Annotated in this window: 19 protein-coding genes; 11 read left to right on the top strand and 8 right to left on the bottom strand. The window is 72.2% G+C overall.

Annotated features, from left to right (window positions below; genetic code table 11):
- Positions 1-4 precede the first annotated feature (4 nt).
- Positions 5-1,417 (bottom strand): MFS transporter, encoded by a 1,413-nt coding sequence (locus AC2YHB_RS15590; RefSeq protein WP_179648074.1) that lies wholly within the window; start codon positions 1,415-1,417, stop codon positions 5-7.
- A 132-nt stretch (positions 1,418-1,549) separates the two neighbouring features.
- Between AC2YHB_RS15590 and AC2YHB_RS15585 the strand changes: the two genes are divergently transcribed.
- Genes AC2YHB_RS15585 through AC2YHB_RS15570 form a run of 4 tightly spaced genes read left to right on the top strand, consistent with a single transcriptional unit; the run spans position 1,550 to position 5,311 of the window.
- A complete protein-coding gene (locus tag AC2YHB_RS15585) occupies positions 1,550-1,867 on the top strand; it encodes a metal-sensitive transcriptional regulator (protein ID WP_036550838.1) in 318 nt (105 codons plus the stop codon).
- Between the two features lie 42 nt (positions 1,868-1,909).
- The gene (locus AC2YHB_RS15580; protein ID WP_179648073.1) at positions 1,910-2,116 is read left to right on the top strand and encodes a heavy-metal-associated domain-containing protein; all 207 of its coding nucleotides are present in this window, start codon (positions 1,910-1,912) and stop codon (positions 2,114-2,116) included.
- Positions 2,113-3,054: a hypothetical protein gene (locus AC2YHB_RS15575; RefSeq protein ID WP_179648072.1), complete on the top strand. Its 942-nt coding sequence runs from the start codon at positions 2,113-2,115 to the stop codon at positions 3,052-3,054. The genes AC2YHB_RS15580 and AC2YHB_RS15575 overlap by 4 nt, the downstream gene beginning before the upstream one ends.
- Positions 3,055-3,094: 40 nt before the next feature.
- Positions 3,095-5,311 carry a heavy metal translocating P-type ATPase gene (locus tag AC2YHB_RS15570; RefSeq protein WP_487354272.1) on the top strand — a complete coding sequence of 739 codons (2,217 nt, stop codon included), beginning with the start codon at positions 3,095-3,097 and terminating at the stop codon, positions 5,309-5,311.
- Here the strand turns inward: AC2YHB_RS15570 and AC2YHB_RS15565 are convergent, their stop codons facing one another.
- Positions 5,312-5,869 (bottom strand): ester cyclase, encoded by a 558-nt coding sequence (locus tag AC2YHB_RS15565; protein ID WP_179648071.1) that lies wholly within the window; start codon positions 5,867-5,869, stop codon positions 5,312-5,314.
- A gap of 64 nt (positions 5,870-5,933) precedes the next feature.
- Complete coding sequence (locus AC2YHB_RS15560; RefSeq protein WP_179648070.1) at positions 5,934-6,989, bottom strand: hypothetical protein; 1,056 nt, start codon at positions 6,987-6,989, stop codon at positions 5,934-5,936.
- A gap of 19 nt (positions 6,990-7,008) precedes the next feature.
- On the opposite strand from AC2YHB_RS15560, the gene AC2YHB_RS15555 reads away from it, so the two are divergent.
- The 6 genes from AC2YHB_RS15555 (at position 7,009) to AC2YHB_RS15530 (ending at position 12,911) form a co-directional block, all read left to right on the top strand.
- Complete coding sequence (locus AC2YHB_RS15555; RefSeq protein ID WP_179648069.1) at positions 7,009-7,884, top strand: NUDIX hydrolase; 876 nt, start codon at positions 7,009-7,011, stop codon at positions 7,882-7,884.
- A 188-nt stretch (positions 7,885-8,072) separates the two neighbouring features.
- On the top strand, positions 8,073-9,167 hold the full coding sequence (gene pstS / locus AC2YHB_RS15550) for a phosphate ABC transporter substrate-binding protein PstS (RefSeq protein ID WP_036550850.1): 1,095 nt from the start codon (positions 8,073-8,075) through the stop codon (positions 9,165-9,167).
- 103 nt (positions 9,168-9,270) lie between these two features.
- Complete coding sequence (gene pstC / locus AC2YHB_RS15545) at positions 9,271-10,239, top strand: phosphate ABC transporter permease subunit PstC (RefSeq protein ID WP_036550851.1); 969 nt, start codon at positions 9,271-9,273, stop codon at positions 10,237-10,239.
- The gene (gene pstA / locus AC2YHB_RS15540) at positions 10,236-11,294 is read left to right on the top strand and encodes a phosphate ABC transporter permease PstA (protein WP_051932967.1); all 1,059 of its coding nucleotides are present in this window, start codon (positions 10,236-10,238) and stop codon (positions 11,292-11,294) included. Before pstC ends, pstA begins: the two co-directional genes overlap by 4 nt.
- A gap of 12 nt (positions 11,295-11,306) precedes the next feature.
- On the top strand, positions 11,307-12,086 hold the full coding sequence (gene pstB, locus AC2YHB_RS15535) for a phosphate ABC transporter ATP-binding protein PstB (protein WP_036550853.1): 780 nt from the start codon (positions 11,307-11,309) through the stop codon (positions 12,084-12,086).
- 48 nt (positions 12,087-12,134) lie between these two features.
- On the top strand, positions 12,135-12,911 hold the full coding sequence (locus AC2YHB_RS15530) for a winged helix-turn-helix transcriptional regulator (RefSeq protein WP_051932968.1): 777 nt from the start codon (positions 12,135-12,137) through the stop codon (positions 12,909-12,911).
- A gap of 15 nt (positions 12,912-12,926) precedes the next feature.
- Here AC2YHB_RS15530 and AC2YHB_RS15525 read toward each other — a convergent pair whose 3' ends face one another.
- The 3 genes from AC2YHB_RS15525 to AC2YHB_RS15515 all read right to left on the bottom strand — a co-directional run bounded on the left by AC2YHB_RS15525 (position 12,927) and on the right by AC2YHB_RS15515 (position 16,903).
- Positions 12,927-13,955: an inorganic phosphate transporter gene (locus AC2YHB_RS15525; RefSeq protein ID WP_036550856.1), complete on the bottom strand. Its 1,029-nt coding sequence runs from the start codon at positions 13,953-13,955 to the stop codon at positions 12,927-12,929.
- 11 nt (positions 13,956-13,966) lie between these two features.
- Complete coding sequence (locus tag AC2YHB_RS15520; protein ID WP_036550858.1) at positions 13,967-14,584, bottom strand: DUF47 domain-containing protein; 618 nt, start codon at positions 14,582-14,584, stop codon at positions 13,967-13,969.
- Between the two features lie 153 nt (positions 14,585-14,737).
- Positions 14,738-16,903, bottom strand: coding sequence for an RNA degradosome polyphosphate kinase (locus tag AC2YHB_RS15515; protein WP_179648068.1), 2,166 nt, complete (start codon positions 16,901-16,903; stop codon positions 14,738-14,740).
- Between the two features lie 78 nt (positions 16,904-16,981).
- Here AC2YHB_RS15515 and AC2YHB_RS15510 point away from each other — a divergent pair, with 78 nt between their 5' ends.
- Positions 16,982-18,013 (top strand): alpha/beta hydrolase, encoded by a 1,032-nt coding sequence (locus AC2YHB_RS15510; RefSeq protein ID WP_242530353.1) that lies wholly within the window; start codon positions 16,982-16,984, stop codon positions 18,011-18,013.
- A gap of 19 nt (positions 18,014-18,032) precedes the next feature.
- On the opposite strand, the gene AC2YHB_RS15505 is transcribed toward AC2YHB_RS15510, so the two are convergent.
- Positions 18,033-18,668: a hypothetical protein gene (locus AC2YHB_RS15505; protein ID WP_036550864.1), complete on the bottom strand. Its 636-nt coding sequence runs from the start codon at positions 18,666-18,668 to the stop codon at positions 18,033-18,035.
- Entirely contained in the window at positions 18,650-23,236 is a 4,587-nt protein-coding gene (locus AC2YHB_RS15500) for a prolipoprotein diacylglyceryl transferase (RefSeq protein ID WP_487354243.1), read from the bottom strand. Before AC2YHB_RS15500 ends, AC2YHB_RS15505 begins: the two co-directional genes overlap by 19 nt.
- Positions 23,237-23,280: the final 44 nt, after the last annotated feature.

The following is a 23,280-nucleotide window of genomic DNA, read 5'->3' as shown; positions in this document are numbered from 1 at the left end:
CGACTCAGCTCTTCGGGCCGCGCAGCAGCGCGGCGGTGGCCAGTGCTGCAACCGCCGCGACGATGGCCGCGCCGACGAAGGCCGCGGAGTAGCCCTCCGTCAGCGCCACGGCGTCGCCGAGCTGGTCGGCGCCCGCTCCCGCTGCGACGGCGGTCATCACGGCGAGGCCCAGGGCCGAGCCGACCTGGTAGCTGGTGTTGACGATGCCCGAGGCGAGACCACCCTCCTCCGGCGGGGCGGCGGAGATCGCGGTGCCGAGGGTCGGGATGAAGGCCAGGGACATGCCGAGAGCAGCGGCCAGCGAGGCGGGGAGGACGTCGACGGCGTAGCTGCCGTCAGCGTCGATCATCGCCAGCCACGCCATGCCCGCGGCGAGCAGGACCAGACCGGTGACGGTGGTGGTGCGTACGCCGAGCGCGGCGAGGGCCTTCGGTGCCAGCACCACCATGCCGAGCATGATCAGCAGGGTCATCGGCAGCAACGCCGCTCCGCTGGGGAAGGCGGTGAAGCCGAGCACCTGCTGGAGGTAGAGGTTCAGGAAGAACCACATCGGGATCCACGCGGCGCCGAGCAGGAGCTGAGTGAGGTTCGCAGCGGCGAGGCCGGGTGCTCTGAGGATGCCCAGACGCAGGAGCGGGTCGCCGCCGCGGGCCTGCTGGACGACGAAGACGGCGAGCAGCGCGGCGCCGGCCCCGAGGACCCACCACGTGCGAGCGGCGCCCCAGCCGACCTCGGGGGCCTGGACGACGGCGTACACGAGTGCCGCCAGGCCGGCGGTCACCGTGGCGGCGCCGAGGACGTCCACGCGACGTGAGCCGCCCGTGGCGCCGGCGGGCATGGACAAGGGGACGAGCGCGAGGACTAGCAGTGCGATCGGGATGTTGATCGCGAACACCCACGGCCAGCTGAGGTACTCAGTGATCACGCCGCCGAGGAAGACGCCAGCCGTGCCTCCGGCCGGTGCGGCGGCGCCGTACAGGGCGAGCGCCCTGGTCAGCTCGCGCGGATTGCCGCCGAACAGCATCATCAGCAGGGTCAGTGCCGAGGGTGCGATCAGCGCGGCGCCGGCGCCCTGGATGGCGCGGCCGGCGAGCTCGACCTCGACGTTGCCGGCCGCGGCGGCCACGAGTGAGCCGGCCGCGAGCACGACCCAGCCTGCGGCGAAGACGGTGCGTGCGCCGAGCACGTCGGAGACCTTGCCGCCGAGGAGCAGCAGGCCGCCGAAGGCGACGACGTACGCGTTGAACACCCATGACAGGTTCTCCGGCGTGAAGCCGAGGTCGCGCTGCATCCCGGGCAGGGCCACGCCGATGATCGACGTGTCCATGATGACCACGAACTGGGCGGCGGCGATGACCGCGAGGCCGAGCCAGCGGCGATTGCCGCGACCGGTCTGCGGTGGGGTGAGGACTGACATCTCCATCTCCTCTTGCGTTTGGTACCCTAGGGGGGTACGGTATCGGACAGATCGGGACGCTATCACGGAATACCACAGGGGGGTATCCTTCCGAGGTAGGTCGATTCCCAGCACACGAAGGACCAGAGGGCCATGGCACACAGCGACTCCGGCGCGGAGCACCAGCACAGCTACATCGCCAACCGCACCAAGGACGACTACCTCAAGCGGCTGCGTCGCATCGAGGGCCAGGCGCGGGGCCTGCAGCGGATGGTCGAGGAGGAGCAGTACTGCATCGACATCCTCACCCAGGTCTCCGCGATGACGAAGGCCCTCCAGTCCGTCGCCCTCGGCCTGCTCGACGAGCACATGGCGCACTGCGTCGTGAACGCCGCCCGAGAGGGAGGTGAGGAGGCCGACATCAAGCTCAAGGAGGCCTCCGACGCCATCGCCCGCCTGGTCCGTTCCTGACGCGTCCCGGTCCCGTCCATCCCCAACGAGAGGAATCCTCCGATGAGCACCACCCAGACCTTCACCGTCACCGGCATGACCTGCGGCCACTGCGTCGCCTCCGTCACCGAGGAGGTGCAGGAGATCTCCGGCGTCGAGGACGTCGCGGTCGACCTGCCCACCGGTGCGGTCACGATCACCAGCGCCGCCCCCCTCGACGAGTCCGCCGTGAAGGCGGCCCTCGAGGAGGCCGGCTACCAGCTCGCATGAATACCCCGACGCGGCTGGCTGGCTTCGGTGCCGTCGCCGCGGTCGTGTTCGGCGTCGCCCTCCTCGGTGGCCGGGCCCTCGGCCCGGTCGACGTGGAGGAGCCGACCCACGACACGCACGCAGGCGACGCCACCGGGGGCCACGCCGAGCACGAGACCGCCGGGGCGACGACCGAGATACCGGGAGGACTCATGACGTCGCAGGACGGCTACACCCTCACCCTCGACCACGCGCAGGCTGCTGCCGGCAGTGCGGTCCCGGTGAGCTTCACCATCACCGGACCCGACGGCGCCCCCGTGACGTCGTACGACGTCCAGCACGAGAAGCGGCTCCACCTGATCGCCGTACGACGGGACTTCAGTGGCTTCCAGCACGTGCACCCGACCCTCGACGGCGACGGCACCTGGTCCACCGACCTCGCGCTGACGCCCGGGACGTGGCGCGTGTTCGCCGACTTCAAGGCCACCGGCGCCGAGGCGCTCACCCTCGGCACCGACCTCGCGGTCGACGGCCGCTTCGAGGCCGTGACGACGGAGGGCGACACCAGGACCGCGACCGTGGACGGCTACGAGGTCACCCTCGACGGTGACCTGAGCGCCGGTGCCGATGCCCGGCTCACGCTCAGCGTCAGCAAGGACGGCGAGCCGGTCACCGACCTCCAGCCCTATCTCGGTGCCTACGGCCACCTGGTCGCGCTGCGCACCGGCGACCTCGCCTACCTCCACGTCCACCCGGACGGTGAGCCCGGCGACGGCAGGACGGACCCGGGGCCCGATGTCGTCTTCCACACCGCGGTCCCGAGCAACGGGACCTATCACCTCTACCTCGACTTCCAGCACGACGGCGTCGTCCGCACCGCGGCGTTCACCGTCACCGCCGGGGGTACCGCGGAGAGCACGACCGAGGAGCACGGGGAGAGCAGTGGACACGCACACTGATGCCACGCCCGAGCAGCAGGTCGAGCTCGCGCTGACCGGGATGACCTGCGCCTCCTGCGCCAACCGGATCGAGCGCAAGCTCAACAAGCTCGAGGGCGTCACCGCGACGGTCAACTACGCGACCGAGAAGGCCAAGGTCACCTACGACGCCGGCGTGACCACCGACGACCTCGTGGCCGCCGTCGAGGCGGCCGGCTACGGCGCCTCGCTGCCGAAGCCTCCCGCTGCGGAGGGCTCGGCGGCGGAGGTGGAGGTCGACCCGGTCGCCACACTGCGCCAGCGGCTCCTCGTCTCCGCGGTCCTGACCGTGCCGGTCATCGCGATGGCGATGGTCCCGGCGCTGCAGTTCGACAACTGGCAGTGGCTCTCGTTGACCCTGGCGGCGCCCGTCGTGGTGTGGGGCGCGTTCCCGTTCCACAAGGCCGCGTGGACCAACCTGCGCCACGGCACGTCGACGATGGACACGCTGATCTCCCTCGGCACGCTGGCCGCGCTCGGCTGGTCGCTCTACGCCCTCTTCTGGGGCACCGCGGGCACGACCGGGATGAAGCACCCGTTCGAGCTGACCATCGAGCGCAGCGACGGCAGCGGCAACATCTACCTCGAGGCCGCTGCCGGGGCGACGACCTTCATCCTGGCGGGGCGCTACTTCGAGCAGCGCTCGAAGCGGCGGGCCGGGGCGGCGCTGAAGGCCCTGCTCGAGCTCGGCGCCAAGGAGGTCGCGGTCCTCGGGCCCGACGGCGTCACCGAGACGAAGGTGCCGGTGGAGCAGCTGGCGGTCGGCGACCTGTTCGTCGTACGCCCGGGGGAGAAGATCGCCACCGACGGTGTCGTCGAGCGGGGCAGCTCCGCGGTCGACGCGTCGATGCTGACGGGCGAGTCCGTTCCGGTCGAGGTCGCCACGGGCGACCCCGTCGTCGGGGCTTGCGTCAACGTCGGAGGGCGGCTCGTCGTCCGGGCGACCCGGATCGGCTCCGACACCCAGCTCGCGCAGATGGCGCGGCTCGTCGAGGACGCGCAGAACGGCAAGGCCGAGGTGCAGCGCCTGGCCGACCGGATCTCCGGCATCTTCGTGCCGATCGTCATCCTGCTGGCGGCCGGCACCCTCGGCTTCTGGCTCGGCACCGGCAACGGCCTGGCCGCCGCGTTCACCGCAGCGGTCGCGGTGCTGATCATCGCCTGCCCGTGCGCCCTGGGCCTGGCCACGCCGACCGCGCTGATGGTGGGCACCGGCCGCGGCGCCCAGCTCGGCATCCTGATCAAGGGGCCGGAGGTGCTGGAGTCCACGCACGCCGTCGACACGATCGTGCTCGACAAGACCGGGACGGTCACGACCGGCCGGATGACCCTCCGCGAGGTCGTCGCGGGCGAGGGCGAGGACGCCGCCGAGGTGCTCCGGTACGCCGGCGCGCTGGAGGACTCCTCCGAGCACCCGATCGCCCGGGCCATCGCCGACGCCGCGCGCGACGCCGGTCCGCTGCCTGCGGTCGAGGACTTCGCCAACGTCGAGGGCCTCGGCGTGCAGGGCGTGCTGCTCGACGGCGACGCGTCACACGCGGTGCTCGTCGGGCGGCCACGCCTGCTGGAGGAGTGGTCCCAGCACCTGCCGCCGCAGCTGCAGGCGGCCCTGGAGCAGGCCCAGGAGACCGGTGGCACCGCCGTCGCCGTCGGCTGGGACGGGAGGGCGCGCGGCGTCGTCGTGGTCGCCGACGCGGTCAAGCCCACCTCGGCCGCCGCGATCGCCCAGCTGCGCGAGCTCGGCCTCCGGCCGGTGCTGCTGACCGGCGACAACGCCGTGGTGGCGCGGACCGTCGCCGCGGAGGTCGGGATCGACGAGGCGGACGTGATCGCCGACGTACTCCCGTCCGACAAGGTCGACGTGGTCAAGCGGCTCCAGGGCGAGGGCAAGGTCGTCGCGATGGTCGGCGACGGTGTCAACGACGCCGCTGCGCTGGCCCAGGCCGACCTCGGGTTGGCCATGGGCACCGGGACCGACGTGGCGATCGAGGCCAGCGACCTCACCCTGGTGCGGGGCGACCTCCAGGTCGCCGTGGACGCGATCCGGCTCTCGCGGCGCACGCTCGCGACGATCAAGGGCAACCTGTTCTGGGCGTTCGCCTACAACGTCGCGGCGCTGCCGCTGGCGGCCGCGGGCCTGCTCAACCCGATGCTGGCCGGCGCGGCGATGGCCTTCTCGTCGGTGTTCGTGGTCAGCAACAGCCTGCGGCTGCGGTCGTTCCGGGCGGCGGCCGGCTGATCACCCGAGGTCGGGCGGCGTCGTCTCCGTGAGTCGGGGGTCGGGGTCGCCCGACGCCATCCCCAGCGCGCCGGCGACGACCCGGCCGAGGGTCAGCAGGTCGGCGGGCCTGCGCTTGTCGAGCCCGCCGACCAGCTGCTTGAGGATCGTCAGCTGGTCGAAGTAGATCCGCTCGGCGACCAGTTGCTCCTGCTCGTCGAAGACGAAGTACGCCGTCATCCGGGTCCGGTGGGCCGACCCCGTCGGCGGCATCTTCCCCAACGGCCCGAGATGGGTCCCGGTGAGCCAGAACTCGACGATCACGGCGTCGTGGGAGTGCCGCAGCGCGATGATCTCGTGGTCCTGGTCCGGGAAGGCGACCCGGGTGTCGTGGTAGTAGCCACGGACCTCGTCGTCGCCGTCGTGCACCGTCATCGACGCCACGAGCTCGTAGTGAGGGTGGGGGAAGGTCGACAGCGTCGCGTCCCAGTCCTGGCGCACCTCGTCGTGGAAGTGGTCGAGGACCAGCTTCTCGCGGGCCTCGAGGACGTGGGCGGGCGGCAGCGTGAAGCGGGACATCCGGCGCTCCTGTCGATGGGATCGGGGAGCGGTCAGCGTACGCCGCGGCCGCCGTCGCCGACCGTCAGCAGGCCGCGAACAGCACCGGCCCGGTGGTGAGGTCGGACAGCACGGGGCTGTCGTCCACCGGGGCCAGCTCCATGGTCACGACCGTGCCGTCGGCCGTCACCTTCCCGAGCTCGAAGCGCTCGGGAAAGGTGCCGCCCTGCCCGGGCGCGGGGCCGGCCGCGAGCTGCGACCGGCTGTCGGCGTCGGCACGAGCCTGGTCGTCGCTGTCGAGCACCAGGGCCACGCGGACGTCGCCGCCGGGCTCGGCCCCCATCGCGAACGCGGTCAGCGGGTGCACGCCGCCGGCCTGCTCGATCAGCTCCGCGCCGCGGGTCCGCTCCGTCGGGTCGGCCTGGCTCATGGCGAGCTCGCCGCACGCGTGGTCGCCGGTGTAGACGACCGCGCCGGGCGTCGTACCGAGGGAGGCGGCGGCACGCGCCACGGGGTCGTCCCGGTCGCCACGGGCCAGGTCGTCCCGCTCGTCGAGGTAGCCCCGGTCGTCGCTGCCGTAGAGGATGCCGGCGTCCTCGTCGATCGCGAGCGCGCCCAGCTCGGGGGTGACCGGGCCGCTGAGCCGCTCGAGCCCGTCCGCGCCGGCGAACCACACGCCGTCGTCGTCGGCCGGCTCGTCGAACCCGGCGTCACGCAGGTGGTCGCGCAACCGGTCGTAGTCGAACCCGTCGGGCAGGCCCATCGCCACCAGGGCGCCGTCCTCGCCCTGGGCGAACAGCTCCCAGTCGATCGTCGCCGGGGAGAAGCCGAGCTCGTCCTGGGTGGTCGCCGCGGACTCGTCGAGGGCCGTCGTGCTGCTCAGGTCGCGGTCGTAGGCGTCCAGCAGGAAGGCGTCGACGTCCTCGCCCGAGGAGTCCACCGACAGGTCGGCCCCCACCTCGTCGCGCACCGCCGACCAGTCCGTCCACGAGAATCGCTGGCTGGACTCCGGCGCGAGCTCGAGCGCCAGGTCGAGGCGGCTGCGCTCGTCGTCGCGAACGACCCACACGACCACGAGGGCCGCCACGACGACCACGACCACCGCGCCGACGGCGAGCCAGCGACGACGGGACCACCTCATGGGTCACTAACCTATAGCCGTGCCCGACATCCTCGCTGCCGGCGTGGTCGCCTTCCGACCCGGTCGCGAGGTCCTCCTCGTCCACCGTCCCAAGTACGACGACTGGTCGTTCCCCAAGGGCAAGCTGGACCGCGGCGAGCACGCGGTCGCCGCCGCGGTGCGCGAGGTGGCCGAGGAGACCGGCCTCCACGTGCGGCTCGGCCCGCCGCTGCCGTCGCAGCGCTACCCGGTCGCGCGCCGGATGAAGACGGTCCACTACTGGACGGGCCGCGTCGTCGGAGACGACGACGTGACCGGCTACCGCCCCAACGAAGAGATCGACGCCGTGGCGTGGGTGCCCTTCGACGAGGCGCGCGAGCGGCTGACCTACGAGCACGACCGCGGCACCCTCGACGACGCGCTGCGGGTGCGTCGCAAGACCCGGGCGGTCGTCGTACTCAGGCACGGGCAGGCGCGCTCGCGCAGCACGTGGCGGGGCGAGGACGTGGCGCGACCGCTGTTGCGGGCCGGCGAGCACGAGGCGGACCGGCTCGTCCCCCTCCTCGCCGCCTACGACGTCACCCGGATCGTCACCTCGACCAGCACCCGCTGCATTCAGACGGTCCAGCCCTACGCGGAGACGACCGGCTACCCGGTCGACCTGCGTCCGCGGCTCAGCGAGGAGCGGGCCACGGCCCGCTCGGTGCACAAGGTCGTCGAGGAGCTCTTCGACGCCGAGGAGGGCGGCGTGCTGTGCACCCACCGCCCCGTCCTGCCCCTCGTGTACGACGCCGCGGGGCTCGACGGCGCGTTCGAGGACCGTCCGCTCGAGCCTGCCGAGATGCTGGTGCTGCACGTGCGCAAGGGTGCGGTGGTCGCCGTCGAGCGCCACCGGCCGCGTCCGACGCCGGCGTAGCCGGGAGGGCCCGTCCGGCGGCGGTGTAACGGGGGACACGCCCCGCCGCCACCCGGACCGCCACTGTTCACCGGCCGTTCAGACGTGCCGGAGGGTTGCGTTACCGACGCTGCCTAACTTCACCGGTGTCCAGTACGAATCGGGGGGCAGGTGAACGAGTCGCCCCTCACCTCTGAGAGGCAAGTTCCTTGAACTTCAAGTCCATCCGCAACGCCGCGGTTCCCGGTGTTGCCGCCCTCGCCCTGCTGATGAGCGCCTGCGGCGCCTCCAACGAGGAGGGCACCGGCACCGACGGCGAGTCCGGCGGCCTGTCCGGCAACCTCAAGGGTGGCGGCGCGACGTCGCAGGAGAAGGCCCAGGAGGCCTGGAAGACCGCGTTCCAGGGCAAGAACAGCGGCCTCACCATCGACTACGCGCTGCTCGGTTCGACCGACGGCCGCAGCCAGTTCATCAGCAAGGCGCTGTCCTTCGCCGGCTCCGACTCCTACATCAAGGACGAGGACCTCACCAAGGCCAAGGAGCGCTGCGGCGGCACCATCGTCGAGGTCCCGGCCTACATCTCCTCGATCGCCATCGCGTTCAACCTGCCGGACATCACCGAGCTGAACCTCGACGCCTCGACGATCGCGAAGATCTTCGCCGGCAAGATCACCAAGTGGAACGACGACGCCATCGCCTCGCAGAACGAGGGCGTCGACCTCCCCGACACCAAGATCTCGCCGGTGCACCGCGCCGACGACTCGGGCACCACCAAGAACTTCACCGACTACCTCAACAAGGTCGCGCCGAGCGACTGGAAGTACGAGGCCGAGGACGCGTTCCCCGTCTCCGGCGGCCTCTCCGCCGAGGGCACCTCCGGTGTCGTCAAGACCGTCACCGACACCGAGGGCGCGATCGGCTACGCCGACGCCAGCCAGACCGGCGACCTCGCCCACGTCTCGGTGAAGGTCGGCGACGAGTACGTCGCCCCGTCGCCCGAGGGCGCTGCCAAGACCGTCGACGTCTCGCCGGTCGTCGAGGGCCGTGACGCCACCGACATCGCCGTCGACGTCGACCGCACCACGACCGAGGCCGGCGCCTACCCGGTCATCCTGCTGTCGTACCTGATCGCCTGCGAGACCTACGACGACGCGGCCGAGGCCGCCAACGTCAAGGGCTACTTCGAGTACATCGTGTCCGACGAGGGCCAGGCCGAGGCGGCCGACTTCGCCGGCTCCGCGAAGCTCTCCGCCGACACCGCCGCCAAGGCGCAGGAGATCGTCGCCAAGATCTCCGCCAAGTGACGCCCCGGAGGGGTGCGGACGGGCCCGGCCCGTCCGCACCCCTCCACCGGCGTTCCCGCACCATCCCGCTTCCCCCCGAGCACCCTGAGCACGAGGTGACCCAGTGACAGCCCGCACCGCCGATATCGAGGACCAGCCCGCCGCGTGGGCGAGCGTCCGCGGTGGCATCGGTGACCGCATCTTCTCCGGCGCTGCGCTCGCTGCCGGTCTCACCATCCTGGGCGCCCTCGCCGGCGTCTTCGTCTTCCTCCTCGCCAAGGGTGCGACCGGCTTCAGCAAGCCGGCCGAGGTCTACGGGCCGCACGCCGAGAGCTTCCTGGGCTACGTCTTCCCGCTGCTGGTCGGCACCTTCACGGTGTCGATCATCGCGCTGGTCATCGCCGTGCCGCTCGCCTTCGGCATCGCGCTGGTGATCAGCCACTACGCACCGCGGTGGCTCGCCACCCCGGTCGCCTTCGTCATCGACCTGCTCGCCGCGGTGCCCTCGGTCGTCTACGGCCTGTGGGGCGCGTTCTACCTCGCGAAGAAGCTCGTGCCGATGCACGAATGGCTGCACGACACCTTCGGCTCGTGGCCGGTGCTCGGTGCCCTCTTCGGGGAGCCGAACGCGGCCGGCAAGTCGTGGCTCACCGTGGGCATCGTGCTGGCGATCATGATCCTGCCGATCATCACCGCGATCACCCGCGAGGTCTTCTCCCGCACGCCGCGGCTGCACGAGGAGGCCGCCCTCGCGCTGGGCGCCACCCGCTGGGAGATGATCCGGATGACGGTCTTCCCCTACTCGCGCTCCGGGATGGTCTCCGCCGTCATGCTCGGCCTCGGCCGCGCGCTCGGCGAGACGATGGCCGTCGCGATGGTGCTCTCGGTCGGCTTCGGGCTGTCCTGGAACATCATCGCCACGTCCAGCCCGACCTCGATCGCGGCCAACATCGCGCTCAAGTACAAGGAGCGCAGCGCCGACCTGCTCAACGTCCTGGTGGCGACCGGCCTCGTCCTCTTCCTGCTGACCTTCCTGGTGAACTTCGCGGCCCGGTGGATCATCGGCCGCAGCGAGAGGCGGATGGCCCGATGACGACCACTGTCGAAGAGATCCAGGAGCGGGCGCACACGCCGCTCGTCCTGCCCCGCCTCCCGCGGGTCGCGCCGGCGATCGTCGGTGGCATCGCGATCGCGCTCGCCCTGCTGCTGATGGTGCTCGGCATGGGCCTGGTCGGCGGCGTGGTCGTCGGCGTCGTCGCCTACCTCGTCGCGCTGCCCCTCTGGTCGCTGTTCATCGAGGGCCGCCGTGGTGCGACCGACCGGATGATGACGGGCCTGATCTGGGCCACCTTCTTCGTCGCGGTCGTGCCGCTGGTCTCGCTGCTGTGGCGGGTGGTCTCCAAGGGCGCCGGCCGCATCGACGGCACCTTCCTCAGCTACTCCTTCTTCAAGACGCAGATCGACCAGCCGGTCGGCATCTACCACGCCATCATCGGCACGCTCCTGATCACGCTCGGCGCCGCGGTCATCTCGGTGCCGGTCGGTGTGATGGCCGCGATCTACCTGGTCGAGTACGGCAAGAAGAACAAGCTCGCCAAGGCGATCACCTTCCTCGTCGACGTGATGACGGGCATCCCGTCGATCGTCGCGGGCCTGTTCGCGTTCGCGCTCTTCACCCTGGTGTTCGGCCCGGCCTACGTGTCCGGGATCGGTGGGTCGGTGGCGCTCTCGCTGCTGATGATCCCGATCGTCGTCCGGGCGACCGAGGAGATGCTGATGCTCGTGCCCGACGACCTCCGCGAGGCGTCGTACGCGCTCGGCACGCCGAAGTGGAAGACGATCGTGCGGATCGTCCTCCCGACCGCGCTCGGCGGCATCCTGACGGGCATCACCCTCGCGATCTCCCGGGTCATCGGCGAGACCGCGCCGCTGCTGCTCATCGCCAGCGCGACCGACCGCACCAACATGAACCTGTTCGACGGCGCGATGACCACGCTGCCGGTGCTCATCTACGGACAGAACGTGCGGGGCGACGCCCCCGCGGAGGCGATCGCCTGGGGCGCCGCCTTCATCCTGATCATCATCGTGGTGGTGCTGAACCTCGTGGCTCGCATCGTCGGCAAGATCTTCGCCCCGAAGAAGGGCTGAGAGGGACTAGCAATGGCAAAGAGCATCGACGTCTCCGACGTCAACATCTACTACGGCGACTTCCTCGCCGTGCAGGGCGTCAACATGACGATCCGTGCCGGCGCGGTCACCGCCTTCATCGGTCCCTCCGGCTGCGGCAAGTCGACCTTCCTCCGGTCGCTCAACCGCATGCACGAGGTCATCCCCGGTGCGCGCGTCGAGGGCAAGATCGTCGTCGACGGCCAGGACCTGTACGACGCCGGGGTCGACCCGGTCGCCGTACGCCGCCAGGTCGGCATGGTCTTCCAGCGGCCCAACCCCTTCCCCACGATGTCGATCTACGACAACGTGCTGGCGGGGCTCAAGCTCAACGCGGGCAAGCTGAAGAAGTCCGAGGCGGACGCGGTGGTCGAGAAGTCGCTGCGCGGCGCCAACCTCTGGAACGAGGTCAAGGACCGGCTCAACAAGCCGGGCATGGGCCTGTCCGGCGGCCAGCAGCAGCGCCTGTGCATCGCCCGCGCGATCGCGGTCGAGCCGCAGGTCCTGCTGATGGACGAGCCGTGCTCGGCCCTCGACCCGATCTCGACCTCCGCGATCGAGGACCTGATCCACGAGCTCAAGGACGAGTTCACGATCGTGATCGTCACGCACAACATGCAGCAGGCCGCGCGGGTCTCCGACGACACCGGCTTCTTCAACCTCAAGGCGACCGGCGAGCCCGGCCACCTGGTGGAGTTCAACCCCACCAAGAAGATGTTCGCGAACCCCGACGACCCGGCGACCGAGGCCTACATCTCTGGTCGCTTCGGCTGATCGGTGTCCACCGCTCTCGGGGGCGGCACACCGCGAACGGAAGCCGGGATGGGCAAGCGGGACGGGCGTACCGACGCCCGTCGTCAGTCCGTGCGCGCCTACCTCCACCGATGGGCGGAGACGACCGGGGCACAGCTCCTGGTGGTCGACCCCGCCGTGGACGAGGGCACGCTCGCCGAGGGCATGGCGGGGCACGGCGTGCACGTGACCTGGGTGGCCTCGACCCTGGACGGCCTGGTGGAGTTCGGCCGCACCGACCCCCACGCCGTCGTGGTGGCGCCGGAGGCGCCGGGCATCCCGGCCGAGGAGTTCGTCGGACTGATCCGGCGGCACGGCTCGCCCTACGTCATCGCGGGCACGGAGGACCTCAGCGAGCTCGCCGACCCCGCGGCCGCCGCGCGCAGGGGGAGCGGGGTGGGCTCGCTGATGCTCGCCGGTGCGTCCGCCGTCGCGCTGCGCCCGTACGCCGCCCAGTCGCTCTGGGAGCTGATGTCCCACGGCCCCCGGTCGGTGTCGGAGCACGCGCGGGTCGAGGTCGGTCCGATCGAGCTCGACGCCAGCGCGTTCACGGTGCGCGTCAATGGCCAGCGGATCGCGGACCTGCCGCTCAAGGAGTTCGAGCTGCTGCGCGAGCTGATGCTGCACTCACCGGGCATCGTCACCGACGACGAGCTCGGTGACGCGCTCTGGGGCACCCACGGCCGCCGACCGGGCGGCAACACGATCGCGATGCACGTGACCCGGTTGCGGGCACGGCTCGGCCCGGTCGCCGTCGTACGACGGATCCGGGGGCGGGGCTACAGCCTCACCATCGACCCCGACTGACTCAGGCCGGACCGGTCAGAGGAGGACGAGCTTGAGGATCTCGTAGCAGGCCCACGCGGCGAGCGCGGCGGCCGGGAAGGTCGAGACCCAGGCGGCGAGGATGGTGCGGGCCATGCCCCACCGGACCGCCGAGAAGCGCTTGGTCGCACCGGCGCCCATCACGGCCGAGGTGATCGTGTGGGTCGTCGAGATCGGGGCGTGGAACACGAACGCGGTCGTGTAGAGCACGCCGGCACCGACCGACTCGGCCGCGAAGCCGCGCGGCGGGTCGAGGTGGATGATCTTGCGGCCCAGCGTGCGCATGATCCGCCAGCCGCCGGCGTAGGTGCCGGCCGAGATGGCGCCGGCAGCGGCGAGGACGACCCAGATCGGGAGCGTCTCGATGTCGTAGGAGCCGGGGTAGGCGATGACCAGCGTCAGCAGGATGACGCCCATCGTCTTCTGGGCGTCCTGCAGGCCGTGGCCGAGGGCGAGCGCGGCGGCGGAGACCGTCTGCATGCCGCGGAAGCCGCGGTTGATCTTGTGCGGGTTGCCGCGACGGAAGATCCACAGGATCGCGGTCATCACGAGGAAGGCCGCGCAGAAGCCGAAGAGCGGCGAGATGACCATCGGGATGAGCACCTTCTGGACGATGGTGTCCCACTTGACGCTCACCCCGCCGGCCAGCGCCGCGCCGACCAGGCCGCCGATGAGGGCGTGCGAGGACGACGAGGGGAGGCCGAAGTACCAGGTGATGAGGTTCCAGATGATCGCGCCGAGCAGGCCGGCCATCACGATGACCAGCCCGTGGTGCACGCCGACGAGCAGGTGGCCGGTGTCGTCCTCGATGGTGACGACGTCGGCGACGGTCTTCGCGACCTCCTGGCCGAGAAGCGCGCCGATGAAGTTCATCAGCGCCGCCAGGGTCAGCGCGATCCGCGGCGTCAGGGCGCGCGTCGACACCGACGTGGCGATCGCGTTCGCCGCGTCGTGGAAGCCGTTGGTGTAGTCGAACGCGAGCGCGATGACGACCACGGCGATCACGATCGCCAGGGTGAGGGTCATGGCTGGACCGGTCAGCCTTCCTTGACGGCGATCTGCTCGACCGTGTTGGCGACCTTCTCGAAGGCGTCGATGGCGCCCTCGAGCGACTCGACGATGTCCTTGAGCTTGAGCACCTCGATGGTCTTGAACTCACCGGAGAAGAGCGCAGCGAGGATTCGGCGGTGGTTGCGGTCACCGGCGTTCTCGAGGCGGTTGATCTCGATCCAGTAGTCGTCGAGCGACTGCATCGACTGCAGGCGCGGCATCGCGGCCGCCGTCAGCTCGGCGCACCGCTGGAGCACCTCGACCTGCTCGGACAGCTCGGGCGGGAGGGTCTTCACCTCGTAGAGGAGGATCAGGTCGACGGCCTCGTCCATCATGTCCATCACGTCGTCGAGGCCGGAGCCCAGCGCGTAGATGTCCTCGCGGTCGAAGGGCGTGACGAAGGTGCTGTTGACCTTCTTCACGATCTCGTGGGTCGTCTCGTCCGCGGCGTGCTCGGCGGCACGCATGCGCTCGGCGACCGACGCCTTGTCGGAGTTGTCCGACAGCATCTCGGCAAGCAGCTCGGCGCCACCGACCAGGTGCTGCGCGGACTGGGTGAAGAGGTCGTAGAAAGAAGTGTCGACCGGACGCAGACGCAGACCCACATGGACTCCCGTTGAGGCGGAGAAGAACGCCATCATGCTAGGGGGTCACGGTCCCGTGAACGCAACCCGCGCCAGTGCCGGTCGGTGTGGCGCGGCCCACGGCACGGCCCCGCGGCGACGTCCTTGCAGGTCAGACGGCGTGTCGCGGGTTCATCAGCTGTTGCTGCGCCGGTTGCGCTGCCGCTCGATCAGCGTCTCCTGGAGGTGCTCCGTGCCGGCATTGCGGGTCCAGCGGGCGTCCGCGCCGAGCTCCCACGCCTGGGTCGTCGGGGCGAACGCCAGGTCCAGCAGGCGTCGTACCTCGTCACGGCTCTGCTCGGGCAGCCGCACCAGCACCTCGACCCGGCGGTCCAGGTTGCGGTGCATCATGTCCGCCGAGCCGATCATGGCGATCGGCTCGCCGCCGCCCTCGAAGGAGAAGACGCGGCTGTGCTCGAGGTAGCGGCCGAGGATCGAGCGGACCGTGATGTTCTCGCTCAGGCCGGGTACGCCGGGGCGCAGCGCGCAGATGCCGCGGACCAGGATCTCGACCGGCACCCCCTCGCCGGAGGCGAGGTAGAGCGCGTCGATGATCTGCTCGTCGACGACCGAGTTGGCCTTGAAGCGGATGCCGGCGGCGCGACCCGCCTTGTGGTGCTCGATCTCGCGGTGGATGAGCTCGACCAGGCCGGTCCGCACGGAGTCGGGCGCGACGAGCAGCTCCTCGTAGGTCGCCTTGCGCGACCACCCGGACAGGTTGTTGAACAGGTGCGCGACGTCCTCGCCGATGGCGACATTGGTGGTCAGCAGGCCGAGGTCCTCGTACATCCGCGAGGTCTTGGGGTTGTAGTTGCCCGTGCCGATGTGGGTGTAGCGGCGGATGCCCTCGGGCTCGTCGCGGACCACCATCGCCAGCTTGCAGTGGGTCTTCAGCCCGACCAGGCCGTAGACCACGTGACAGCCGGCCTTCTCCAGCTTGCGGGCCCAGCGGATGTTGGCCTGCTCGTCGAAGCGGGCCTTGATCTCGACCAGGACGAGGACCTGCTTGCCGGCCTCGGCGGCGTCGATCAGGGCGTCGATGATCGGGGAGTCTCCCGACGTGCGGTAGAGCGTCTGCTTGATCGCCAGCACGTGCGGGTCGGCCGCGGCCTGCTCGATGAACCGCTGCACCGACGTCGCGAACGAGTCGTAGGGGTGGTGCAGGAGCACGTCGCGCCGGCGCAGGGCCTTGAACACGTCGACCGGCGCGGACGACTCGACCTCGGCGAGACGGGCGTGGGTGGCCGGCACGAAGGAGGGGTACTTGAGATCGTCGCGGGGCAGGTCGGCGATCGAGTGCAGCCCCCGGAGGTCGAGCGGCCCGGGCAGCCGGAACACCTCGTCCTCGCTGATGTCGAGCTCGGAGACGAGCAGCTCGAGGACGGACGGCGCGATCGACTCCTCGACCTCGAGCCGGACCGGCGGCCCGAACTTGCGGCGCAGCAGCTCCTTCTCCAGAGCGGCGAGGAGGTTCTCGGCGTCGTCCTCCTCGACCTCCAGGTCCTCGTTGCGGGTGACCCGGAAGGTGTGGACCTCGAGCACCTCCATGCCCGGGAAGAGCCGGCCGAGGTGGGCGCCGATGACGTCCTCGAGCGGCACGAAGCGGGCGTTGCCGAGCGCGACGAAGCGGTCGAAGTTCGACGGCACCTTCACCCGGGCGAAGTGCTCCTTGCCCGTCTTCGGGTTGCGGATCAGCACGGCCAGGTTGAGCGAGAGGCCCGAGATGTAGGGGAAGGGGTGGGCCGGGTCGACGGCGAGCGGGGTGAGGACCGGGTAGACCCGCTCCTTGAAGAGCTTCTTGCAGGTCTTCTGCTCGTCGCGGTCCAGGTCGGCCCAGCGCACCAGGGCGATGCCCTGGTCGCGCAGCTCCGGCACGATCCTGTCGTGGAACACCCGCGCCTGGCGCTGGCTCAGCTCGTCGGCGCGGGTCCAGATCGCCTCGAGGACCTCCAGCGGCATCATCCCGCTCGCGGCACGGACCGCGAGCCCGGTGGCGATCCGGCGCTTGAGACCGGCCACCCGGACCATGAAGAACTCGTCGAGGTTGCTCGTGAAGATCGCGAGGAAACGCGCCCGCTCCAGCAGCGGCAGGCTCTCGTCCTCGGCGAGCTCCAGCACCCGCTCGTTGAAGCGCAGCCACGAGAGCTCGCGGTCCACGAACCGGTTGTCCACCGACTCGATGTGCTCCACGAGCGCGGGGGTCGGCGTGTACGGCGGCTCGGCGGCGGCGTCGTCGGGCACGACGCTCAGCGTCTCGGTGACGTCGGTGTCGTCGTCGACGACGTGCGGCTCCGTGGTCATGTGACGAGTGTGGCAGTCGAGGGTGAACGGGAGGTGTCCCTGCGGAGCGGGGAAGTTACCTTCGAGTAGGTTGGCGACGTGAACCTCCGCGCCACCGTCGAGTCCGCCGCCGTGAAGACCGTGATGGGCCTGCCCGAGCGCGTGCAGCGACTCGCCGCCGGCCGGCCGCTCGTGCTGGACGGCCAGACCCTCGCCACCGACCTGCACCTCATGCTGCGGCTGCAGCAGGTCGCCCGGCGCAGCGAGCTCGGTGCCGCCGACATCGCCCGGGGCCGTGCCGCGATGCGCGACAACGCCGCCCTCGTCGCCGGTCGCCAGCCGATCGGCGCGACCCGCGAGCTCACCGTCGCCGGGCTCCCCGCGCGTCACTACCTGCCGCACGGTGCCCGTCCCGCGACCGATGCCCAGCCCCTGCTGGTCTTCTTCCACGGCGGCGGCTTCCTCTACGGCGACCTCGACTCCCACGACGGCCCCTGCCGGGTGCTCGCCGAGGTCAGCGGCGTACCGGTGCTGGCGGTGGAGTACGGCGTCGGGCCGGAGCGCGCGTTCCCGGGCGGCTTCGACGACGCCTTCGCCGCGGTCCAGTGGGTCGTCGAGAACGCCGCCGAGCTCGGCGTCGACCCCGCGCGGATCGGCGTCGCCGGCGACTCGGCCGGCGGCAACATCGCCGCCTGGACCGCGATCGCCGCCGCGCGCGCCGGTGTGCCGCTCGCGTTCCAGCTGCTGGTCTACCCGTGCACCGACGCCGACCGCGCCACGGAGAGCCTCCGGCTGTTCGGCGAGGGGCTCTACCTCACGGCCGAGTCGATCGCGATGTTCAACGACGTCTACCTCCCGACGCCCGAGGACCGCGCCGACGAGCGGGTCAACCTGCTCGACGTCGAGCTCCCGGCAGGCCTGGCGCCGGCGTACGTCGTCACCGCCGGCTTCGACCCGCTGCGCGACGAGGGCGAGGCCTACGCCCGGCGGCTCGCCGACGCCGGCGTCGAGGTCGAGCTGCGCCGCTTCGTGGACCAGATCCACGGCTTCCTGAACATCGTCGGCGTGGGGCGCAGCAGCCGCGCCGCCGTCCTGGAGATCGCCGACCGGCTGCGCACGGCGCTCGGCTGACAGCGGCGCCCGGGCCCCGTCAGAGCTCGGGGCGGTACTCCCGCACCTGCCGCGCGAAGTGGTCCGGGTCGACCATCGAGGCGTCGATCACGAACGGGTCCATCCCGCGGCGGCCGAAGTGGACCGCCCAGCCCGCGTCGCCGGGACGGCCGACCATGTCGACGGCGGTCTCGGGCTTGCGCAGGTCGAAGCGGTGCGACGACTCACCCTGCTGGATGTAGACCATCCCGCGCACGACGCTGACCTCGACCGGGACCACCTTGGTCCGGGCCGCGCCCCAGGCGAGGCCGAGGGTCAGCGCGACCATGATGAAGCCGAACGGCGTCCCGAGCTTGCCGTTGACGAGCGCCAGCAGCGCCACCATGCCGGAGACGACGGCCGTGGCGCCCAGGACGAGCGACAGCACCCGCGGGTCGCTACCGTCGCCGGTGATGCGGTCGTCCGTCGTACCGTCGAACAGGGAGAGGTGCTCACCGTCGGCGTTCTCGTACGACGCGATCCGGGCGTGGGCGTCGGCGAGCTCGGCCGTCAGGTCCCGGACCCGGGCCTCGGCGTCCGCGCAGCGGCGGGCGAGGGCGTCGCGCTCGGCAGCGAGCGCGGCGGTGTCCGCGGCAGGATCCGCGGCGGGGTCAGTCCCTAGAGGTCCGGTCGCCATTGCCGCAGTGCCTCCAGGAAGGTGTGGGCGTCGACCATCCGGCTGTCGATGGCGACGGGGGACATGCTGCGGCGCAGGATGTTGACGCGCCAGTTTCGTGAGCCCGGCGTCCCGGTCAGCTCGATCTTGGTGTTCGGGCTGGTCAGGTCGAACTGGCTGCTGAAGTCGCCGACCGCCACCTTGAGCACGCCGTGCTCGTCGATGGCCACGACCCGGGTGCTGTTGATCGCCCGCAGGGCGAAGAGCAGGAGGACGGTGGCGACGGCGGTCAGCGTCGCGCTCAACGGGATGTCGTCCAGGATCGTCTTCTTCCACGCCATCTGGCCGACCACGGCCGCGCAGGCGACCGCGATCAGCAGGGCGACCACGGCGAGGCTGCCGCTGCCGCGCTTGGAGTGGAACGGGATCCGCTTGCGGTCCGTGGCCGGCGCCTCGGCGAACGCGGCGACCGCCTCGCGGCCGGCGTCGTGGTGCGAGGGCCGCTTGCGCAGGGCGACGGGCTCCTCGGCGGCGGGCTCCTCGGCGGCGGGCTCCTCGGCGACCTCGATCACGGTCGTCTCGTCGACGGGCTCGACCTCGGGCTCGACGATCTCGTCGACCGGCTCGACGTCGGGCTCGACGATCTCGTCGATCGGCTCGGGCTCGGGCTCGACGATCGGCTCGGGCTCCGGCTCGGGCTCGACGATGGGCTCGGGCTCGGGCTCGGGCTCGATGGCCTCGTCGATCGGCTCGGGCTCGGGCTCGTCGATCGGCTCGGGCTCGGGCTCGACGATCGGCTCGGGCTCGATGGCCTCGTCGACCGGCTCGATGCCGGCCCGCCACTGCTCGACGAGCGATCGCGGCCGCTCGAAGGCCGCGACGACGGGCGTCTCCTCGGCGACGGGGGTCTCAGGAGCCGTGTCCACGGTCTCGGCCGAGGCCACGAGGTAGGAGTCGTCGTCCTCGAGGATGCCGGCATCCGAGCCGTCGTCCTCGACCGAGGTGAGCACGTACGGCTCGTGGACGGGCTCCTCGGCGACGGGCTCTTCGGCGACGGGCTCCTCGACGACGGGCTCTTCGGCGACGGGGTCCTCGGCGACGGGCTCTTCGGCGACCGGCTCTTCGGCGACCGGCTCTTCGGCGACGGGCTCTTCGGCGACGGGCTCTTCGGCGACGGGCTCTTCGGCGACGGGCTCCTCGGCGACGGGCTCCTCGGCGACGGGCTCCTCGGCGACCGGCTCCTCGACGACCGGCTCCTCGACGGGCGCGGCGGCCAAGTGGGCGACCGGCACCGGTGTCGGGGTGGCCTCGTCGTGCGCGTCGAGCCGGGCGCGGATCTGGGCGACCTGGTCGGCGAGGTGGAACGCGTTGGCCTCGGCCTCCGCGCGGGCGCGGGCCGCCTCGGCGCGCGCCTCCTCCCGCTCGCGTGCCAGCTCGCTGGCACGGGTCTCGGCGTCGGCGCGGGCCTGGGCCTGGGCAGTGGCGTTGGCCTCGGCGTCGAGGCGCGCCTGGAGCGCTTCGGCGATGGCCTCCTCGCGCGCCCGGGCGAGCTCGGCAGCACGGGCCTCGGCGGCCTCGCGGGCCCGGGTGGCCTCCTCGAGCGCGCGCTCGCGCTCCTCGGCCAGCTCCATCGCGCGGGCCTCCGCGGCGGCTCGGGCCTGCGCCTGCTCGGCGGCCGCCTGCTCGGCCTCGACCCGGGCGCGTGCGTGCTCGAGCGCGGCCTCGCGGGCCTGGGCGAGCTCGGCCTGGACGTTCTCGAGGGCGCTGACGTGGGCGGCGGCGGCCTGCTCCAGCTCGGCGAGGGCGCTGGCGGCGCGGGCCTCGGCCTCGGTACGGGCGTGGGTGGCCTCGGCCGCGAACTCGGCGGCCAGCGCGAGCGCCTCGGTGGCGGCCTTCTTCTCCTCGGCCAGCGCGGCGGCGGAGGCGTGGGCAGCGGCTGCGGCGGCCTGCGCCTCGCTCGCCAGCTCCAGCTGCTCGCGCGCGGCCTCCTCGGCGAGTCGACGGGCCTCGTGCGCCTCCTGGGCGCGCTGTGCCTGCTGGGCCGCGGACTCGTCGGCGGCGACGCGCGCGGCGGCCTGCTCGGAGGCGCGCGCGGCGGCCTCCTCGGAGCGCTGCTCGGCGGCCTCGGCCGTCTCGAGCGCGATCCGGGCGAGCTCGGCCTGCTCCAGCGCTGCCTGCTCGGCGGCCTGACGGGCCTGGTGGGCCTCCTGGGCGAGGCGGGCGTGGTCGGCCGCGGCGTTCTCGGCCGCGGCACGCTCGTCGACGGCCTGGCGGGCGAGGGCGCCGTGCTCCTCGGCGCTGGCCGCTGCCTGCTCGGCGAGCAGGCGGGCACGCTCCTCGGCGGCCTCCGCGGCGCGGTGGGCCTCCTGCGCGAGCGCGGCCTGCTGGCGGGCGGCCTCCTCGGCGAGGGCTCGTGCCTGGGCGATCTCGGCGGAGGTGCGTTCGGCGGCCTCGCGCTCCTCCAGCATGCGCCGGGCGAACTCGGCGTGCTCGGCGGCACTGACCGCGGCGGCCTCGGCCATGACCCGGGCGCGGTCCTCGGCCGCTGCGCGCTCCTCGTGGGCCTGGCGCGCGGCGTCGGCGTACGAGATCGCGGCCGTCTCGGCCTCCTGCCGGGCGGCAGCGGCGCTGGCGGCGAGGTCGGCCTGCTCGCGGGCGCGGGCCTCGGCTGCCTCACGCTCGGCGTGGGCGGCCGCGGCCAGCTCGGCCTGGGCGATGGCGTGGCGCTCGGCCTCCTCGCGGCGGGCGGACTCGGCGTCGGCGAGCTCGGCGCGCTCACGGGCGGCCCGCTCGGCGGCCTCACGGGCCGCGGCCTCGGCGCGGGCGAGCTCCTCGGCCTCGGCGCGGGCGCGGTGGGCGGTCTCGGCGGTCTGCGCCTGCTCCTGGGCGAGTCGGTCGGCCTCGGCACGCGCCTCGTGGGCCCGCTGGGCGGCCTCCTCGGCGGCGAACCGCTCCGCGGCCTGCTCGGCGGCGGCCAGCTCCGCGTCGCGTCGCATCCGGGCAGCCAGGGCGGCGACCACGTCGGCGTTCGCCGGGGCCTCGGTCACGCCCTCGGCGGTCTCCTCGTCGGTGTCGACGGCCGGGGCCAGCTCGGCCTCGATCTCCGCACGGGCCTGGGCGAGGACCTCGGCGGGGCGACGCGGTACGTCGGGCGGCCCGTCGATGTCCGGGATCGGCTCCTCGAGCAGGGGCGGCTCGACGAAGTCCTGCAACGGTCGCGCCTCGGGCCGCGGCGCGGAACCGGGCGAGTTGCGGCGGCGCAGCCGCGCCAGGCCCTTCGGCGCGGGGACCGGGGTCGGCTCGGCGAAACCTCCGTCGACGGCGGCCGCGATGACCCGCTGGCCGGCCTCCTCGTCGGTCGTGTGGTGGTCGCCCGGGGTGGCGCGGGCCGCCGGCGCGGGAGCGGCCTGCTTCTCGTCGGCCTCGGTGGCTGCGTCGCCGTGGGCCTCGGGGACGACATCGACGGCCTCGTCGTGGGCTGCCTCCGTCGAAGGCTGGTCGCCGGCGTCGTCGGCGTCGGACGGCTCGTCGTACGGGTCCGTCAGCGGGTCGGGGAGGGGATCGGTGAGCGGGTCCGGCGCGGGGGCGTCGGCGGCCTCGTCGAGCACGTCGTCGACGGGTTGCTCCTCCAGCGGGCCGGTGAGCGGGTCGGTCAGCGGGTCCGCGACCGCGGGCCGGGTCGCGCGGGAGATGATCGCCGACCAGTCGTCGCCGGCGATGGTGCTGCCGTCGCTGTCGGCGAGCGGCTCGGGCGTGGGCCACGCGGGCGGCGCCTCGCCGTTGTACTCGGCGAGCGACGGGTCCTGGCGGACCCGCGCCATCCGGGCGGCCAGGCCGCCCTCGGTCGGTGCCGGCTCCTCGCGGCTGACGGCGCGGTCGATCAACGCCGCCCAGTCGTCGTCGGACTCGCCCTGGGGACCGTCGTCGGAGTCGACGTCCTCGGCCGGCTCGTCCTCGTCGGTCCCGGCCGGCTCGTCGGCGTCGGCCTCGTCGGCGGGCGTCTCCTCTGCCGGGGACTCCTCCTCGGCCACTGCTGCGTCGACGGGTGCCTCGTCCACCGGTGCCTCGTCCACCGGTGCCTCGTCGTCCACGGGTGCCTCGTCGTCCGCGGTGGGCTCGACCTCGTCCGTGGCGTCCCCCACGGCGTCGTCCACGGCGGTGAGGTTCGGCTCCTCCGCCTGCTCGTCGGCCCCGTCGACGTCGCCAGCCTCTGCGGCCTCCTCGGCGGGTGACACCAGGGCGCGCCAGTCGACGTCGTCGACGTCATCGGGCGCGGTCGCCGCGGGGCCGGTGCGGCTGCCCACGCGCACGGCGATGTTGTCGGGGTCGGCCTCGTCCAGCAGGTCGGCCGCCGGCTCGTGGGTCGCCGGCGCCGTCGGCTCCGGCGCGTCCTCGCCCTCGACCATGCCGGAGGTGTGGCTGCGCCGCAGCAGCTCCTGAAGGTCGTCGTCGTCGAGCTCACCGACGACGGGGGTCTCCTTGTCGTGGCGGCGCCACAACCGTCCCCTCCGTCCCTTGCCGCGCCCCGAGCGCGACTCGTCGAGCCCGGAGTCCTCGGACCCGGGCTCGTCGTCGGTGACAGAGCTCATGGAAGGTAAATCTACTCAGCAGTCGCTTGGTTACGCGGGATGTT

Source organism: Nocardioides sp. SRI_004, assembly GCF_057586415.1.
The sequence above is the reverse complement of the archived record's forward strand: the minus strand, read 5'-3'. Positions and strand labels throughout refer to the sequence as shown.

Excerpts from the sequence above, each read along its gene's own strand:
- AC2YHB_RS15590 (WP_179648074.1), bottom strand. The coding sequence starts at position 1,417 with ATGTCAGTCCTCACCCCACCGCAGACCGGTCGCGGCAATCGCCGCTGG.
- AC2YHB_RS15585 (WP_036550838.1), top strand. The coding sequence starts at position 1,550 with ATGGCACACAGCGACTCCGGCGCGGAGCACCAGCACAGCTACATCGCC.
- AC2YHB_RS15580 (WP_179648073.1), top strand. The coding sequence starts at position 1,910 with ATGAGCACCACCCAGACCTTCACCGTCACCGGCATGACCTGCGGCCAC.
- AC2YHB_RS15575 (WP_179648072.1), top strand. The coding sequence starts at position 2,113 with ATGAATACCCCGACGCGGCTGGCTGGCTTCGGTGCCGTCGCCGCGGTC.
- AC2YHB_RS15570 (WP_487354272.1), top strand. The coding sequence starts at position 3,095 with ATGACCTGCGCCTCCTGCGCCAACCGGATCGAGCGCAAGCTCAACAAG.
- AC2YHB_RS15565 (WP_179648071.1), bottom strand. The coding sequence starts at position 5,869 with ATGTCCCGCTTCACGCTGCCGCCCGCCCACGTCCTCGAGGCCCGCGAG.
- AC2YHB_RS15560 (WP_179648070.1), bottom strand. The coding sequence starts at position 6,989 with ATGAGGTGGTCCCGTCGTCGCTGGCTCGCCGTCGGCGCGGTGGTCGTG.
- pstA (WP_051932967.1), top strand. The coding sequence starts at position 10,236 with ATGACGACCACTGTCGAAGAGATCCAGGAGCGGGCGCACACGCCGCTC.
- pstB (WP_036550853.1), top strand. The coding sequence starts at position 11,307 with ATGGCAAAGAGCATCGACGTCTCCGACGTCAACATCTACTACGGCGAC.
- AC2YHB_RS15530 (WP_051932968.1), top strand. The coding sequence starts at position 12,135 with ATGGGCAAGCGGGACGGGCGTACCGACGCCCGTCGTCAGTCCGTGCGC.
- AC2YHB_RS15525 (WP_036550856.1), bottom strand. The coding sequence starts at position 13,955 with ATGACCCTCACCCTGGCGATCGTGATCGCCGTGGTCGTCATCGCGCTC.
- AC2YHB_RS15515 (WP_179648068.1), bottom strand. The coding sequence starts at position 16,903 with ATGACCACGGAGCCGCACGTCGTCGACGACGACACCGACGTCACCGAG.
- AC2YHB_RS15505 (WP_036550864.1), bottom strand. The coding sequence starts at position 18,668 with ATGGCGACCGGACCTCTAGGGACTGACCCCGCCGCGGATCCTGCCGCG.
- AC2YHB_RS15500 (WP_487354243.1), bottom strand. The coding sequence starts at position 23,236 with ATGAGCTCTGTCACCGACGACGAGCCCGGGTCCGAGGACTCCGGGCTC.